The sequence below is a fragment of the Bizionia myxarmorum genome (assembly GCF_008086205.1).
Lineage (GTDB): Bacteria > Bacteroidota > Bacteroidia > Flavobacteriales > Flavobacteriaceae > Algorimicrobium > Algorimicrobium myxarmorum.
Genome location: NZ_VSKK01000002.1, coordinates 145,337 through 162,937, shown reverse-complemented (window position 1 = coordinate 162,937; position 17,601 = coordinate 145,337). Strand labels below are relative to the sequence as shown.

Below are 17,601 nucleotides of genomic sequence, written 5' to 3'. Positions count from 1 at the left end.
ATCAAAACTTATCGTATAAATTTTGAATTATTGCCGTTCTTTGCAAAAAAATAAACGTTGAACTACCTTACTGTTGAAAATATATCGAAATCTTATGGCGAATTAACGCTATTTGAAAATCTGTCCTTTAGCATTCATCAAGATCAGAAAATTGCCTTCGTGGCTAAAAATGGAACGGGAAAAACCTCTATTTTAAACATGCTGGCTGGAAAAGACACAGCTGATACGGGCCAAATCACCTTCCGAAAAGGGATTACCGTGGCCGTGCTCTCTCAAGATCCAGACTTAAATCAAGACCTAACTGTTGAAGAAGCTATTTTTGATACCTCTAACCCCATTCTGGACGTTATTAAGGACTATGAAAAGGCTTTAGAAAACCCGGAAGACTCCGAAGCCTACCAAAAGGCTTTTGAAAAGATGGAAGTCCACCAAGCTTGGGATTTCGAAACCCAATACAAGCTTATTTTGTCCCAATTGAAATTGGATAACCTCAACCAAAAGGTGAGCGCACTTTCTGGCGGACAGAAAAAACGCTTGGCTTTGGCCAATGCCTTACTTAAAAAACCAGACTTATTAATTCTCGATGAGCCTACCAACCATTTGGATTTAGAAATGATTGAGTGGTTAGAAGATTTCTTTGCCAAAGAACAAATTACCTTGTTCATGGTGACTCACGACCGGTATTTTCTAGAACGCGTTTGTAATGAAATCATTGAATTAGATCATGGCCAACTCTATACTTACAAGGGAAATTACTCCTACTACTTAGAGAAAAGAGAAGCTAGAATTGAAAACGAAGCCACGGAAACAGGTAAAGCCAAACAACTCTTTAAAAAGGAATTGGATTGGATGCGCAAGCAACCCAAAGCCCGTACCACCAAATCCAAGTCTAGAATTGACGATTTCCACGATATTAAACACCGCGCTAGTCAACGCCGTCAAGACCATGAAATTCAGTTAGAACTGAACATGGACCGTATGGGTTCTAAAATATTAGAGCTTCATAAGGTCAGTAAAAGTTTTAAAGATAAAGTGATTCTTGACCAGTTTGAATACACCTTCAAAAAGGGCGAACGTATTGGTATTATTGGGAAGAATGGAACCGGAAAATCTACCTTCTTAAATATCATAACCCAACTGCAAGAACCCGATTCAGGGAAAGTAGTCCTTGGTGAAACCATCAAGTTTGGCTATTATACCCAAACGGGAATCGACATTAAACCAAACCAAAAAGTAATTGATGTCATTAAAGAATTTGGCGAGTTTATTCCGCTAAAGAAAGGCAAGCAAATTAGTGCTGGGCAATTATTAGAACGCTTTTTATTCAGTAGAAAAAAGCAATATGATTTTGTTGAAAAGTTAAGTGGTGGCGAACGCAAGCGACTCTATTTATGTACCATTTTAATTCAGAATCCCAACTTTCTAATTCTGGATGAACCGACTAACGATTTGGATATTGTAACCCTAAACGTATTGGAAAGTTTCCTATTAGACTTCCCAGGTTGTTTATTGGTCGTATCTCACGACAGGTATTTTATGGATAAGATTGTCGATCACCTTTGGGTGTTTCGTGGTGAAGGGGTTGTGGAAGATTTCCCAGGTAACTATTCGGATTTCAGAACCTATGAAGATAGCAAAGAACCAGAATCTAATGACGAGGATAAAAAAGATAAGAAGCAGTGGAAAAAAGATAGCAATGCGTCATTAACCTATAACGAACAAAAAGAATATAAGAATTTAGAAAGCAAAATAAGCAGTCTGGAATTTGATAAAACAGAACTAGAAAAGCAATTCCTAAACCCCGACTTATCACCAGAAGAAATCAATAAACTCTCTGAAAAGCTACAGAAAACAATTGATGAAGTAGCCGAAAAAGAAATGCGTTGGTTTGAATTAAGCTCAAAGCTAGAGGATTAGTTTTCAGCGGAGTTAAGCGCGCTCTCCCGCAAACGTCATTGCGAGGAGAGACGAAGGAACGACGCGGCAATCTGTATGTCATTCAACCAAAACTTCGAGTCATTGCAAGGAACGAAGCGACGCGGCAACCCCATGAAAAGAAGCCATAATTTCATGTCATTGCGAGGAGTGACGAAGGAACGACGCGGCAATCTGTATGTCATTCAACCAAAACTTCGAGTCATTGCGAGGAGCGAAGCGACGCGGCAACCCCATGATAATCAGCCATAATTTCATGTCATTGCGAGGAGTGACGAAGGAACGACGCGGCAACCCCATGATAATCAGCCATAATTTCAAGCCAGCCAACCTTGAACCTTGAACCTTGAACCTTGAACCTTGAATTTTAAACCTTGAACCTTGAATCTTAAACCTCAAACCTTGAACACCAAACCGTGTACCAACAAAAAAAATACATAAAATTCCTCTCAAAATCCTCCAATCAACACGGAGTCCACTCCCCTTTTGTATATCAGCTCATCACCAAATGCTTCTACGATAAAACAAAATACCCAGCCTACCAAGACTTAAAGAAGTACAGACAAGCACTTCTTAAAAACAAACAAGAATTAACCATAACCGATTTAGGCCCTGGTTCTAAAAAAACCAGCAGCAACCAAAGACGGATTGCAGAAATAGCCAAAACATCGGGCACGACCTTAAAACGAGCCAAATTGTGGTTCCGATTAACCCAATATTTCAAACCACAACACATTCTAGAGCTAGGCACTTCTTTGGGCATTGCTACCCAAGCCATGCATTTAGGACATCCTGAAACCCATATTACCACGATTGAAGGCTGCCTAAACATCACAAAATGCACTCAAGATAATTTAGCCAACTACCCTAACATCCAATTCCTAACAGGTGATTTTAGGCAACATCTAAACCAACCCAACCAACCATCTTGGGATTTAGTATTCTTTGATGGCAATCACACCAAAGAAGCCACCCTAAACTATTTTGAAGCCCTGCTGTCAACAGTCCATAACGACACCGTTTTCATTTTTGATGACATTTACTGGTCCGAAGGCATGACAGAAGCCTGGGAAACCATCAAAAACCATCCCCAGGTAACCGTAACCATCGACACCTTCTTTTGGGGCTTTGTCTTTTTCCGAAAAGAACAAGAAAAAGAACATTTCACCATCCGGATTTAGCCCCTGTCCCACTGAGCACAGTCGAAGTATGGTGATTTAATCCCTGTCACACTGAGCGCAGTTGAAGTGTGGTAATTGAGCCCCTGTCCCACCAAACGCAGCCGAAGTGTGGTGATTCAGCCACTGTCACCCTGAGCGCAGTCGAAGTGCAGTGATTTAGCCGTTGTCCCATTGTGAGCGTTATATCAGGTTTTTAACACGCATGTACGTCATTGCGAGGGAGGCACGACCGTGGCAATCTGTTAATCATTTCCTCCTACTCTTCGAGTTATCCTAAACACCTCTAAATGTCATTTAAAGTGCTCCACAATACTTGATAAGATTGCCACGTCCTTCGTCCTCGCAATGACCCCACATTGTTTCTTAAGTTCGCTGCATTTTAGAAAATCTCCAAACCTCAATCACAACTCAACAACAAACAACTTAACAACAAACATCCTCATATCCCCTCATCCGCACATCCACCAATTTGCACACCCGCAAATCCACACATCCTCAAATCCGCGCATCCACACATCTTCTCATCCGCACATCCGCTCAACCCCACAACAAACACCTCAACAACAAACACCTCCACAACCAACAACATCAAACAAACCAAAAATAATCCTTTGCCCAATCCCACATATCCATTAACTTTGGTAATCAAATACAGTATTATGAAAATCTATACAAAAACAGGCGATAAAGGCACCACCGCATTATTTGGCGGCACCCGCGTCCCGAAACACCATATACGCATTGATAGCTACGGCACGGTAGATGAATTAAACTCACACCTAGGCCTTATTCGCGATCAGGATATCGACACCCATTACAAGGAAATACTGATACATATTCAAGACCGCTTGTTTACCGTAGGGGCTATTCTAGCAACCGATCCGGCAAAAGCCATTCTAAAAAATGGAAAGGAGCGTTTAAACATTCCTAAAATTTCAACAGAGAATATTGAGCGCCTAGAACAAGAAATAGACCACATGAATGCCGCTTTACCACCTATGACACATTTTGTATTACCAGGCGGTCATCAAACCGTGTCATTCTGTCACATAGCACGGACCGTTTGCCGCCGTGCGGAACGTTTAGCCTCTGCCTTAAACGATTTAGACCCTGTTGATCCAATGGCGCTAAAGTATTTAAATAGGCTATCTGACTACATTTTTGTGTTGGCACGAAAGTTGTCTTTTGAGTTGAACGCAGATGAAGTGCAGTGGATTCCTGAAAAGACCTAATCATTTCAATTCTGCTAAATTATTTCCTTTAAAAGGTTTAAAATAAGCCTTTGAAGGCACGTTCTTGTAAATAATGTGTAATTAATTGATTTTTTTCTTGTGTATATAAAATAAAAATTTATTTTTGCAAAAAATTAAAACGAATTACAAATGTATTGGACATTAGAATTAGCATCCTATTTAAGTGATGCGCCTTGGCCAGCGTCTAAAGACGAACTAATTGATTATTCAATCAGAACGGGAGCGCCATTAGAAGTTGTAGAGAATTTGCAATCTATAGAAGATGAAGGTGACTCATATGAGTCTATTCAAGAAATCTGGCCGGATTATCCAACAGACGAAGATTACCTCTGGAATGAGGATGAATATTAATAATATTTAAATTTAAAAAGTCTCGTCTAGAGGCTTTTTTTATGCATTATTATATAAAAAACTCGAACAAAAAACGTTTTTTTGTACTCCAGAAAAACAAAACATAAATTTAATATTAGTGAAATACTAATAAAACCATAAACACCTAACAGATGAGTTTTTTAGATTCAGTCCTTAAGGTATTTGTTGGCGACAAGTCGAAACAAGACGTCAAAGCCATCATGCCTATAGTTGAAAAAATTAAAACATACGAAGCCGCTATTGAGCAATTATCTCATGATGAGCTACGTGCGAAAACAGCCTACTTTAAAGATAAAATAGCCGAAGCCAGGCAACCGCTCAACACGACTATTGATGAGCTTCTTAAAAAAGCAGAGGAAACTGAAGATATTGATCAACGGGAAGATATTTATCTAGAAATAGATAAAATCAAGGATAATATTTATACGGTTACGGAAGAGGTGCTGAATGATATTCTCCCAGAAGCATTTGCTGTGGTTAAAGAAACAGCCAAGCGCTTTGTTCACAATACCAGTATTTCTGTGACGGCAAATACTTTCGATCGTGAAATTTCTGGTGAAAAGGACTATGTGAGTCTTCAAGATGATCAAGCCGTTTGGGCAAACTCTTGGGATGCGGCTGGAAAACCAATTATCTGGGACATGATTCATTATGATGTTCAGTTAATTGGTGGTATCGCCATGCACCAAGGTAAAATTGCCGAGATGCATACAGGTGAAGGTAAAACCTTGGTAGCAACACTTCCTGTTTATTTAAATGCGCTTGCTGGAAAAGGCGTGCATTTAGTAACGGTGAATGATTACCTGGCCAAACGTGATAGCGCGTGGATGGCACCAATATTTGAATTCCACGGTATGCGTGTGGATTGTATTGATTACCACCAACCCAATTCCGCAGCGCGTAAAGCAGCCTATGCAGCAGATATTACTTACGGAACAAATAACGAATTTGGTTTCGATTATTTACGTGATAATATGGCCCATGCACCAGAAGATTTAGTACAACGTCCGCACCATTACGCCATTGTGGATGAGGTGGATTCGGTTTTAATTGATGATGCCCGTACCCCACTTATTATTTCAGGACCTATTCCTCAAGGTGATCGTCATGAATTTACCGAACTAAAACCAAAAGTAGACAGTATTGTTTCTGTGCAACGTAAATACCTGACCGGTGTTTTAGCCGATGCCAAGAAACTTATTGCTGAAGGTAATACCAAAGAAGGTGGTGTGCAATTATTGCGTGCTTACAGAGGTATTCCTAAAAATAAAGCATTAATTAAGTTTTTAAGTGAAGAAGGAATTAAACAATTACTTCAGAAAACGGAGAACTACTACATGCAGGACAATAACCGGGAGATGCCTAAAATTGACACGGAATTGTACTACGTTATTGAAGAGAAAAACAATCAGATTGAATTAACGGATAAAGGAATTGAATTCCTGTCTGGTGAAGATGATCCGAATTTCTTTGTGATGCCAGAAATTGGTATGGAGATTTCTAAAATAGAAAATCAAAACCTATCATCAGAAGAAGAAGCTAATTTAAAAGAAGATTTATTCAGAGATTACGGCATTAAATCAGAACGTATTCACACCTTAAACCAATTACTTAAAGCATACGCTTTGTTTGAAAAAGACAACCAGTATGTAGTCATGGAAAACAAGGTGATGATTGTAGATGAGCAAACCGGTCGTATTATGGATGGTCGTCGTTATAGTGACGGTTTACACCAAGCAATTGAAGCCAAAGAAAACGTAAAAATTGAAGATGCTACCCAAACATTTGCAACGGTAACACTTCAAAATTACTTTAGAATGTACCGCAAACTTTCAGGTATGACAGGTACTGCTGTGACTGAAGCAGGAGAATTCTGGGAAATATACAAATTGGATGTGGTTGAAATTCCAACCAACAGACCTATTGCACGTGATGATCGTCAGGATTTAGTGTATAAAACCAAACGTGAAAAATACAACGCCGTTATTGATGAAGTAACGAAACTATCGGAAGCTGGTCGTCCTATTCTTATTGGTACGACGAATGTAGAGATTAGTGAGTTATTAGGAAAAATGCTTTCTATTAGAAAAGTACCTCATAATGTATTGAACGCTAAACTTCATAAAAAAGAGGCCGATATTGTTGCCGAAGCTGGTCAGCCAGGTCAAGTAACCATTGCTACTAACATGGCTGGTCGTGGTACGGATATTAAATTGATTGATGCGGTTAAAAAAGTAGGTGGTTTGGCCATCGTTGGTACGGAACGTCATGACTCTCGTCGTGTTGACCGTCAGTTACGTGGTCGTGCTGGTCGTCAAGGTGATCCAGGAAGCTCACAGTTTTATGTATCGTTAGAAGATAATTTAATGCGTCTTTTTGGTTCTGAACGTATTGCCAAAATGATGGATAGAATGGGATTAGAAGAAGGTGAAGTGATTCAGCATTCTATGATTTCAAAATCTATTGAACGCGCACAGAAAAAAGTTGAGGAAAATAACTTTGGTGTGCGTAAGCGTTTATTAGAATATGATGATGTTATGAATTCACAACGTGAAGTTGTTTATAAACGTCGTCACCACGCTTTACATGGTGAGCGTTTACGTGTGGATTTAGCTAACATGATTTACGACACATCTGAAGGTATTGCGGAAACAAATAAAGCTGCAAACGATTATAAGAATTTCGAATTTGAATTAATTCGGTATTTCTCTATGAGTTCACCAATTACGGAAGCAGAATTTGCCAAATTAAGTGTTCAGGAATTAGCTGGTAAACTTTATAAAGCTGCTTTTGAGCATTACCGTGCTAAAATGGAACGTAATGCGGAATTAGCCTTTCCGGTTATTAAAAATGTATACGAAACTCAACGTGATAAATTTAAACGTATCGTAGTACCATTTACCGATGGTGTGAAAAGTATTCAAGTAGTAACAGATCTTGAAAAAGCCTATGAAACTGGTGGGAAGCAATTAGTGAATGATTTTGAGAAAAACATTACACTAGCAATTGTGGATGATTCTTGGAAAACACATTTACGTAAAATGGATGAGTTGAAACAATCTGTTCAACTAGCTGTTCACGAGCAAAAAGATCCACTTCTTATTTATAAATTCGAAGCTTTTGAATTATTTAAAAGCATGATTGATAAAGTGAATAAAGAGGTTATTTCATTCTTATTTAAAGGTGAATTACCTTCGGAAACCGTTGATGCTATTCAAGAAGCGCGTCAGTCTAATAAAAGAGAAAAACTTCAAACTCAAAAAGAAGAAATTCCGAATTTAGATGAACGCTCTGCTCAAAGTCGTGAAGCTGGCAACACCCAACGTCAAGCCGAAACTGTGGAAACTATTGTACGTGATAGTCCTAAAATTGGCCGTAATGATAAGGTAACCATAAAACACGTCATGAGCGGTGAAAATAAAACGGTCAAGTTTAAACAAGCCGAACCACTTCTTGCCAAAGGCGAATGGGTTATAGTTAGCAATTAAAAATAGAATTCAAATATTTTATAAGAAAAATCCGAAGCATTGCTTCGGATTTTTTTGGTTTTGATGCGTATAACGACTATTTGAACGTGTTTATCGAATACCAGCTGATTATCAACAAAATATCATAGCATATCCCTATTTTTACTGTGGATACGTTCCACGATTTTTTTTCGATTAATAGCAAGCTAACCGAAAATAAAATAACATGATGTTTCTTTATTCTATTAAAAAGGCAATCCGTTTTTTTGTCTTAACATGCGCTTTTAGCTGTGTGTTTCAATTTCCCCATATCTATTCACAAACCATTAGCTTTGGATCAACAGGCTTAATTAATGAAGGTGTTTTAAATCCAACGTCTTTAGATTTTGGTCCCGACGACCGTTTGTATGTTTCCCAACAAAATGGACTTATTTGGGCTTATACCATTGAACGGGATAATGCCACACCGGGAAATGGTACTTATACGGTGATTGATACGGAAGAAATTTCCATAATCAGAACCGGAATTCCCAATCATAATGATTTAGGGATTCGAAATCCAAGTCAACAGCGTTTGGTTACCGGTATTTTAACCGCTGGAACAGCTTTAAATCCTATTCTATATGTTACCTCATCAGACTATTTATTAGGCGGTGGTTCGGCTGGAAATGATAGTAACTTGGATACCAATTCCAGTATGCTTTCTAAAATAGAAAAACTAAATGGCGTTTGGGTCAAAACGGATTTAGTTCGCGGCTTACCCAGATGTGAAGAAAACCACGCCATTAACGGCTTGGATATGTTTGAAAAAGAAGGCATCACCTATTTATTAATCGCTCAAGGGGGCCAGACCAATAAAGGCGCGCCCAGTAATAACTTTGCGGGAACACCCGAGTTTTTTCTATCGGCTTCTATTCTTATTGTAAACTTGACCCAATTAGAAGGGATGACGGTTTATACCGATCCACGAAACAACACCAATTATGTTTATGATTTACCAACTTTAAACGATCCAACGCGGATTGATATTGATAATTCACATCCCGATTTCCCCTACCCTGTTGGACATCCCATGTATACCGCTATAATTGATTTAGGGGATCCATTTGGTGGCAACAATAGTTTAAACCAAGCCTTTCCAGAAGTTGGTGGTCCGCTTCAGGTTTTTTCACCAGGTTATAGAAATGCCTATGATATTTTAGTCACAGAAAATAATAGAATTTACACATCAGATAATGGTCCCAATGCTCTTTGGGGCGGTAAACCTAAAATTTATGACACCGCCACAGATACCTTTTTAGGGGATGGCAGCACCGTAACATACGACCCAGCCTTGCATTATATAACCAATGAAATGAATGAAAGTGGTAGTGAGTTTTCTGAAGATCCACTGCATTATATCGGCACAACAGCTGATGCGAATGAAACCTATTATGGCGGACATCCCAACCCCATCAGAGCCTTCGCATCCCGAGCAAATGTAATTGCCTATAAAAAAATCAGCGGTTCTTGGTCGGCAACAGACACCTATTTGGTGGCCGATTTATTAGTGGGAACTGAAGGTTATTTTAACGAATCCTTTTCTATTGCTGATTTTCCTGACAAACCAGAACAGGGTGAATATTTAGTGGATGAACCCCTTGGCAGCCCTAAAACAAATATTTTAGATATTAAAGCGGAATCCACCAACGGTATTGCTGAATATACGGCTACTAATTTTGGTGGTGTTATGAAAGGTAATATCCTCACAGCCTCCTTTAACGGCGACATAAATCGCTACATTTTAAACGAAGAAGGTGATGCTGTTCTAGAACAAGAAGTTCCTTTTAACGGCTTTGGAAGTATTCCTTTAGATGTTATTGCTTTAGGTGATGAATCCATTTTTCCCGGAACCGTTTGGGCCGTTACCTATGGTGCCAACAGCATAACCGTTTTTGAACCTTCTGATTTAATTTGTTTGCAACCTGGAGACGAAGGTTATGATCCTTTAGCAGACAATGATGGTGATGGTTATACCAACCAAGATGAAATAGATAACGGCACCAATATCTGCTCACAAAGCAGTAAGCCAAAAGATAATGATGGCGATTTTATATCCGATTTAAACGACCCTGATGATGACAATGATGGTTTTCTAGACGTTAATGATATGTTTCCATTAGATGCCAATAACGGATTAACCACCAATTTACCAATTGATTATCCATTCTGGAATAATAATCCTGGAACAGGATTATTCGGTTTAGGTTTTACGGGGTTAATGTTAGATCCTTCTGGCACTACCAATTATTTAGATCAATTTAGCACCAATGAAATGTCATTTGGTGGCGCAGCCGGAAAAGCAACAGTTGATGCTGTATCAGTAGGTGATGCATTTGAAGCTTTAAACGATCAAGATTACGGCTTTCAATTTGGAATAAATGTCGATACCAATTCTCCACCATTTACGGTGCATTCTAAATTAGAGTCGCCTTATTTTGGCTCTGGTGGTATTCAAAATGAACCCGTAGATTATCAATCTTTTGGAATACAAATAGGTACTGGCGATCAAGACAACTATTTAAAATATGTTTTTATGAACGGCACCGCCAATAACGATGCTGTCCATGGCTTACAATTAATTTTAGAATCCGAGGGAATTATTACTTTAAATACAAGCTATGATATACCAGATATTATTAATTCGGGGTCGGTAGACGTGTATGTATCCATTGATCCTGCAACGAGTTTAGCTCAACCCTTCTACTCCATTGATGGTGGTGAAACTTTAAATGTATTAGGCCCAACCATATTGTTACCGGCTAATTTTCTAGACCCTTTAGATACTCAAGGTTTGGCTGTTGGAATCATTTCTACTTCACGATCAGATACCACTGCAAATCCATTTACCGCTACTTGGGATTTTATTAATGTGTACGAAAATCAAAACGGTGTGGTAGCAATAGAACCATCCAATCTGGATTTTGGAATAACACCTGTAAACAATTCCCAACGCAGCAAGTATATTCTTTTAAATAATGAAGGTGGCCCAACAGATGATATAATTTCCGTTACCGCTTTAAATTTCACGGGTATAGATGCCGCATTATTTACTTCAGATGTAAGCTTGCCGTTCAACATTAATCCGGGTTCCTCCGTTAAAGTTCCCATCGATTTTATTTCTGAAAACATAGTTGGGATTAAAACGGCTAGTATGGAAGTAGTGCATTCTGGAGGGAATTCGCCTGTCTCTATGGTTTTAACCGGAGAATTAACTGATATCTACACGCCTTTAGTTCGCATCAATGCTGGAGGCGATTTAGTATTAGCAACTGATGGTGGCCCCAATTGGGAGGATAACACCTCTTCAACAGGTGATTCTTATACCGTTTCATCCGGATCGGCATATGCATCAACCGATGTTATTTACGAAAATCGTGATGCCTCAATTCCCAGTTATATAGATGCTACAACCTACTATGATGTTATGCACATTCAACGAAGTATAAGCGATCCAGCCTACCCGATGATTTTTTCTATAGCCTTACCAAACGGAGATTATATTGTGAATCTCTATTTTGCAAATTTATATAATGGCACATCGCAACCTGGTGAACGAATTTTTAGCATCAACTTAGAAGAAGAAAGATTAATTGATAATTTAGATATTTCAGCGGAGTTTGGCCATCGTCGAGCCGGCATGGTTCAAAATAACATCAGCGTTACGGATGGTGTTTTAGAGATTCGTTTCTTTGAAAATATTCAAAACCCATTAATTAATGGCATTGAAATTTTAGGTATTGCCTATCCCGAGTTGGAGCTACAACCCATTGCAAATAGATCTAGTTGTACACTGGAACTATCTGATTTCCAAGCGGAAGGATCCGGTGGGAATCCTATGGATAATTTAGTGTATGCTATTAGCGGACAACCTTTAGGAACCGATATTGAACCAACTAATGGATTAATATTTGGGACAATTGATGAAACTGCCCTTACAGGCGGCCCAAATAATGATGGTATTTACAATGTAACCGTTACCCTAAGTAAGCCGGGAAGCTTAGACGTTTCAACTAGTTTTGTATGGTCCGTTTTAGAAGATACAGAAGCACCTGAAATTACCTGTCCCGAAAACATAGTAGAAATTCTTCCTATGGGAATAATGGACAGCATCCTAATTATAAGCGAACCAACGGCTACTGATAATTGTTCTAGCACCATAACTTTTGAAGCTATTCGTAGTGACGGATTATTACTAACGGAACCTTACCCGTTAGGCGAAACAACAATTACCTGGACCGCTATGGATGCGTCTGAAAACAGTTCCATAGAATGCGTTCAGAGTATTACACTTTTAGAACCGATACTAGTTTCACCAAAAGCCTATTTGCAAGGCGCTTCTTTTAACAGAAATATAGGTGAAGACAATTTAATGCGAGATGACTTGCGGATTGCGGGTTTAATTCCAACAACAAGTCCTTACAGTGATGGACTAATCTGTGATGCTGCCGTATTTACAGCGACAGGCAATGATGCTATTGTAGATTGGATTTGGATTGAAATTCGGGATGCAACTACGAATACGTTACTTATAGATTCTAAATCAGGGCTTATCCAGCGCGATGGTGATGTGGTGGATATTGATGGCATTTCACCAATTAATTTCGAACAATTGGCAGGTGATTATTATTTAGTCATTAATCACAGAAATCATTTAGGTATTATGTCAGCATCCGCTATACCTTTAATAACAACTACCACATTAGTTGACTTTACCGATGGTAGCACCGCAACTTTCGGACTAGAAGCACAAACAGATTATGCTATGCCTTTGGGTATTTCGGGGCTGTATGCTGGCGATGTAAATAATAATGCTAAAACACGCTATCTCGGACCTTCAAATGATACAGGAAGCTTAAAAAACATCATTATAAATGCTAGTGGCAATAGTTCAAGTAGTAATTACTTCCCCTATCCCGCTTACAATTCAGGTGATATAAATATGGATGGTTTGGTTAGGTACGCAGGTCCGAATAATGATAAAAGCCTATTAAAAACCATTATTTTAAATCATCCTGACAATGTAGATTCTAATTATTTTTTAATATCAGAACAAACACCAAATTAATTTAAAACATCTTCTCATGAAAAAACTTTATACAACCGCTTTAATTTTGCTCTTTTGCATGAGCATACAAGCACAAATAACATATCAATTTGGCGTTTCATTCGTTGGTATTAATGCAAATACAGGAAACTATCAAATGGCTTTTCTAGCAACACCTAGCGCACCGGTCACCAATCATAGCACAGATGATATGGGAGGAGGTTTTTATGTGCCAACCGGATTAACGATTGGGAATTTTGTAACTGGAAATTCTAACTTACCAGCTTCAGAATGGGTTTCAATTTCTATGGGTCCAGGTGATTTTGGCGATGCCTATTTTTTAGGTCGTGATGAGGCCGGACAGTTTTCTATAATACTAAATGGCCCAGGTCCTTTTGAACTTGTTTTATTTGATATTATAGCCGATCCAAATCCTACCAGTGGTGAAATTCGCTTTGTAGAAAATGGCGATCCCGTATTCGATACCATATATATTGAAAATTATATCAATATTGCGACTCAAAACTTATATGATCAAAATGATCCAACAGCCAGTGCTATCAGTTTTCAAACCTTGCATACAGAAACTTTCAATGCAAATAACCTGGTGGAAATGTATCCAAATCCTGCCACAAATGTGGTGCATATTAAAACCTCGAATAGCATAAATAATATTGAAATATTCTCGATTTTAGGAAAACAAATCCTAAAAACTACCAGTAAAGATATTGATGTGAGCCGTTTTGAAGCGGGCAGTTATATTGTTAAAATTGATACAGAATGGGGACAAACTATTAAGAAACTAATTATAAAATAATCACTTTAGCTTCAATATCAGATTAGGATCTGGACAGTTTTGTAAAAACTTGTCCAGATCTTTTTTATTACAGACACCTGGATAATCACCTCTAAATCCTTCTATATCCCGAATTATCTGAAAATGTAAATGCGGCGCATAATCCCCATTAACGTAAGAATCGCCTAACCTAGCGAAGCAAGAATTTTGAAAAACAACATCGCCAAGCTTTAAATTTGAAATAGAATCCAAACTTAAATGCCCATACAACGTATAGAATGTAATATCCTGAATATGATGTTCCAAAATGATGGTGGGACCATAATCGCCAAAATTAGCATTATTAGCAAAGCTGTGAATAATGCCATCCAATGGGGCATAAATAGCAGTTCCAGCTGAAATCCATAAATCTAAACCCAAATGAATATTGCGCTCCGTCTCTAAATCAGATTGATTAAAATAGCTACTGCGTTTATAGATATTGCGGGCTTCATTATAACCGCCGTAAGCCACTTGTGCATGATATTGTTTACAATAACGTTCCATAAAAATGGACCATGCTTGTGATGATGCTATATTAAACGTATCCAATTCGGTATTACCTAAAGATAAATCAATAGCAACATAGTCCGATAGCGGAATTTCCCCATCCAAAACGTATAATGGAGATACACTAATGGTCTGTAAAAAAGAAGCAAATTTGATGGAGTTCATAGCTTTGTAAAATTCAAAAGTAAACAACTATATTCAATGATTTTAATATTTTTATACCTCTAATTAAAAAAGTTAAAACAACACATAATTTTTTTTTTAAAAATAACTCTTAAATAAATGTGATAAGTTTTATTAAAAATAACATTTGAAGTATCTTTATATCACTAATAAAAATACTCTATGAATAGATTTTTTAAATGGTTTTTAGGCTGCTTAATCCTAATTGCCTTAAGCTTATTTTTATATTCCTTTTTTGTGGATGGCAGTTTAATGGCACCACGAAAAAGTCCAATTGATACCGTGTCGTTTTCTAAAAACGATTTACAGTTAGATATTGTTTACAACCGTCCGTCCAAACGTGGCCGTGAGGTTTTTGGAGGCCTGGTACCCTACAAACAAGTGTGGCGAACTGGGGCTAACGAAGCAACGACCTTCAAAATAAACAAACCCCTAAAAATCAATAACGATTCTCTACCCGCCGGAAAATATACCTTGTGGACCATTCCAAATGACTCCACTTGGCAAGTTATGTTTAATTCAAAACAATATCCTTGGGGTGTAGATACAGAAATGAAACCCATGCGCGAACCAGAATTTGATGTCATTACTATGACGGTTCCTGTGCAAGCAACGGGAATTACGGTGGAGCAATTTACTATTGGTTTTGACAATGCGCTGGATCATTTATCACTAACTATGGCTTGGGATGAAACCAAAATAGCCGTTCCAATAGAAACTTTTGACTAAACAATCAGCACAAAATAAAGCTTTGCAGGAATTAGCTGGCGTTTCCTATTCTGAAACGACGAGCCAAAGTGCTATTGATGCGATTAAAAAACACCGACAAGCTAAACCTTCAACCGAACAATTAATTTCAGCGATTTTAGAAGGAAACATTACAGCCTTAAGTCGTGCTATTACCTTAATTGAAAGCCGGAATAAAAAGCATTCGGAACAGTCTAATGCCATTATAAAAGGTTGTTTACCGCATGCCAACAAATCGGTTAGAATCGGGATTACAGGCGTGCCAGGCGTGGGAAAAAGTACCTTTATAGAATCCTTTGGCAAACACCTTTCACAAAAAGGAAAAAAAATTGCCGTATTAGCAATTGATCCGAGTAGCTCCGTAACCAAAGGCAGTATTCTTGGTGATAAAACGCGGATGGAAGATTTGGTAAAAGACGTCAATGTTTATATTCGCCCATCACCATCAGGAGAATCTTTGGGAGGCGTTGCTAGAAAAACACGTGAAACCATTATCCTTTGTGAAGCAGCTGGTTTTGATACCATTCTAATAGAAACCGTTGGGGTAGGCCAAAGTGAAACAGCCGTTCATAGTATGGTGGATTTCTTTTTACTTTTGAAATTAGCGGGCGCTGGCGATGAATTGCAAGGTATTAAACGCGGAATTATTGAAATGGCCGATTCCATTGCCATCAATAAAGCCGATGGTGATAATATGAGGTCTGCTAAAATAGCCAAACTAGAATTTAACCGTGCTATACATTTATATCCTAAAAAAGATTCGGGTTGGACACCCAAAGTTGTGCTATGCAGTGCTTTGCACAATGAAGGAATTGATGTTATTTGGGACATGATTGATAGCTACGTCTCGCAAACAAAGAGCAATGGTTATTTTGATCATAGGCGTCATGAACAAAACAAATTCTGGCTTATTGAAACGATTAAAGACCAATTACACGCCGATTTCTTTAATAATGACCTAATTAAAAAAGAGCTAAAAATCCAAGTTGAATTAATTGAAGCACAGAAAACAACCCCTTTTGCGGCCGCCGATTATTTATTGAGGCTGAAAGTAAATCTATAGAAAATTTTCTCGATACCAAGCGACTTGCTTCTCCACACCTTCCAACAACGTTGTTTGCGGATTATAATTTAGTAACCGTCTCGCTTTATCAATATTAGCTTTGGTTCGTAACTGATCACCCGCTCGAGCTGAAACATGATTGATAGCAATCTCCATATCCATGACTTTCGCTACAGCATCAATACCGTCTTGCGTTGTATGTTCTACCTCTGTGCCAAGATTTATAATTTCGCCATCAACAGCATCTATATTATTCATAACACTTACCACGCCATCCACAATATCATCCACAAAAGTAAAACTGCGTAAATGTGTGGAACTACCTTCATATAAAGGAAAAGCATCCTTATTATAACCGCAGGCAATAAGTTTAGTATACATTTTTTCTGGACGTTCACGAGGTCCAAAAACAGAATACAAGCGTAATGAACATGACTTTAATTGCTTCTCTCGCGATTTTTGAAGTACTAATTGCTCGGCAGCTAATTTAGTTACGCCGTAATGAGATGCTGGCTTCGGCGCTTCATCTTCCGGAAAAGTAGCTTCTAATCCGTAGATTGATGAGGTTCCAATATTCACAAATAACTTTAAATGGTCAAGCTGTAAAGCGTAATCAATAAGGTTTTTGGTGGCTATGATATTATTGGTAAAATAATCTTCAAAAGTAGACGTAGTAGAAATGCCTGGTTGCGCAGCAAAATGAAATATAAAATCAATGTCTTTTGGTAAACTTTCGGCTAAATTATCGGCACGTAAGTCCAATTTCAAGACATTTACATCTTTTTTATGAAGTGCTTTTTCGTTCAACTTTTTAAGAGATTCACTGTAATAAGGTGAAAAATTATCCACACCAATCACTTCGTGACCCATTTCTTTTAAACGTTCAGCTGTATGTGAGCCAATAAAACCCACAGCACCAGTAACTAATATCTTCATAAATCTTATTTCTAATACAAAGAAACATTTTTT

At 38.1% G+C, this 17,601-nt stretch carries 11 protein-coding genes; 9 read left to right on the top strand and 2 right to left on the bottom strand.

The window, feature by feature from the left end:
• Positions 1-57: 57 nt before the first annotated feature.
• The 7 genes from ES674_RS09790 (at position 58) to ES674_RS09760 (ending at position 14,111) form a co-directional block, all read left to right on the top strand.
• Positions 58-1,917, top strand: a complete 1,860-nt coding sequence (locus tag ES674_RS09790; protein ID WP_148403843.1) for an ABC-F family ATP-binding cassette domain-containing protein — start codon at positions 58-60, stop codon at positions 1,915-1,917.
• Between the two features lie 434 nt (positions 1,918-2,351).
• A complete protein-coding gene (locus ES674_RS09785) occupies positions 2,352-3,116 on the top strand; it encodes an O-methyltransferase (RefSeq protein WP_148403841.1) in 765 nt (254 codons plus the stop codon).
• Positions 3,117-3,775: 659 nt separating this feature from the next.
• Complete coding sequence (locus tag ES674_RS09780) at positions 3,776-4,348, top strand: cob(I)yrinic acid a,c-diamide adenosyltransferase (RefSeq protein WP_148403840.1); 573 nt, start codon at positions 3,776-3,778, stop codon at positions 4,346-4,348.
• A 150-nt stretch (positions 4,349-4,498) separates the two neighbouring features.
• Positions 4,499-4,720 (top strand): DUF2795 domain-containing protein, encoded by a 222-nt coding sequence (locus tag ES674_RS09775; protein WP_148403839.1) that lies wholly within the window; start codon positions 4,499-4,501, stop codon positions 4,718-4,720.
• Positions 4,721-4,872: 152 nt separating this feature from the next.
• Positions 4,873-8,229 carry a preprotein translocase subunit SecA gene (gene secA / locus ES674_RS09770; protein ID WP_148403837.1) on the top strand — a complete coding sequence of 1,119 codons (3,357 nt, stop codon included), beginning with the start codon at positions 4,873-4,875 and terminating at the stop codon, positions 8,227-8,229.
• Between the two features lie 271 nt (positions 8,230-8,500).
• The gene (locus ES674_RS09765) at positions 8,501-13,315 is read left to right on the top strand and encodes a malectin domain-containing carbohydrate-binding protein (RefSeq protein WP_211359281.1); all 4,815 of its coding nucleotides are present in this window, start codon (positions 8,501-8,503) and stop codon (positions 13,313-13,315) included.
• A 16-nt stretch (positions 13,316-13,331) separates the two neighbouring features.
• Positions 13,332-14,111 carry a T9SS type A sorting domain-containing protein gene (locus ES674_RS09760; protein WP_148403834.1) on the top strand — a complete coding sequence of 260 codons (780 nt, stop codon included), beginning with the start codon at positions 13,332-13,334 and terminating at the stop codon, positions 14,109-14,111.
• On the opposite strand, the gene ES674_RS09755 is transcribed toward ES674_RS09760, so the two are convergent.
• On the bottom strand, positions 14,112-14,804 hold the full coding sequence (locus ES674_RS09755; protein WP_148403833.1) for a peptidoglycan DD-metalloendopeptidase family protein: 693 nt from the start codon (positions 14,802-14,804) through the stop codon (positions 14,112-14,114).
• Positions 14,805-14,984: 180 nt separating this feature from the next.
• Between ES674_RS09755 and ES674_RS09750 the strand changes: the two genes are divergently transcribed.
• Complete coding sequence (locus ES674_RS09750) at positions 14,985-15,551, top strand: DUF2911 domain-containing protein (protein ID WP_148403831.1); 567 nt, start codon at positions 14,985-14,987, stop codon at positions 15,549-15,551.
• A complete protein-coding gene (gene meaB, locus ES674_RS09745) occupies positions 15,544-16,632 on the top strand; it encodes a methylmalonyl Co-A mutase-associated GTPase MeaB (RefSeq protein WP_148403829.1) in 1,089 nt (362 codons plus the stop codon). Before ES674_RS09750 ends, meaB begins: the two co-directional genes overlap by 8 nt.
• On the opposite strand, the gene ES674_RS09740 is transcribed toward meaB, so the two are convergent.
• Positions 16,627-17,568, bottom strand: a complete 942-nt coding sequence (locus ES674_RS09740) for an NAD-dependent epimerase/dehydratase family protein (protein WP_148403828.1) — start codon at positions 17,566-17,568, stop codon at positions 16,627-16,629. The genes meaB and ES674_RS09740 overlap by 6 nt on opposite strands.
• Positions 17,569-17,601: the final 33 nt, after the last annotated feature.